This is a genomic window from Bradyrhizobium sp. TM233 (assembly GCF_036247965.1).
Classification (GTDB): domain Bacteria; phylum Pseudomonadota; class Alphaproteobacteria; order Rhizobiales; family Xanthobacteraceae; genus Bradyrhizobium; species Bradyrhizobium ottawaense.
Genome location: NZ_BTIG01000098.1, coordinates 1 through 635, shown reverse-complemented (window position 1 = coordinate 635; position 635 = coordinate 1). Strand labels below are relative to the sequence as shown.

The 635-nt window shown below is 63.5% G+C and carries 1 protein-coding gene; it reads right to left on the bottom strand.

Features of this window, described 5'->3' with window-relative positions:
- Positions 1 to 127 precede the first annotated feature (127 nt).
- Positions 128 to 430: a hypothetical protein gene (locus AABA86_RS33780; protein WP_338309818.1), complete on the bottom strand. Its 303-nt coding sequence runs from the start codon at positions 428 to 430 to the stop codon at positions 128 to 130.
- Between the last annotated feature and the right edge of the window lie 205 nt (positions 431 to 635).

The following is a 635-nucleotide window of genomic DNA, read 5'->3' as shown; positions in this document are numbered from 1 at the left end:
CTTCCCTGCGCCCTTTCTTCAGGAAGGGGCGTCGAGAGAAGCACAGGACTCGGGCGTCATGCGTCGCGAGGCCGTAGCGGCGTGTCTTGCTATCCACAAATTGAAGTGGGCACGCTCGTCCTGCCGATCACCGCCACAACTCGCAGGTCGCCACGCGGTTGATGTCGGCGAGCCGGCGAGCGGCGTTTCCGTGCAGATCGAGGCTTTCGACCAGCGTCAGCAGGCGCCGATGGGCGACCTCGGCAATGTCGACCGGCAGCGGCGCCTCGTCAAAGGCCTCGACATAGCTGCCGACGATACCGCTGAGCAGGCGGCACAGACCGCGCTGGGCGGGATCGTGCTGGCCGAGTATCTCGAGCTTTTGCTGAAAGGTCTGGAAGGTCCGCAAACCGTGGTGTTGCTGCGAAAGCCACGCGTGCAGGTCGTTCATATGAGCTCCTTCGAGTGACGGAAGAAGCTACCGGTTTATACAGTGGAGATGCGGGGATGGCTAGGGTGGGGGGAGCGAGTGTGGATGAGACAGTCCGTCTTCGCCAAAAGGCTTCGCCGGACACGCTTCACCCTTCGGCCTCGCGTGGCTTCGTCGGGCACTTCGTCTTTCGGTCCAGCTTGGCCGCGCCACGCGTAGCCCGAAG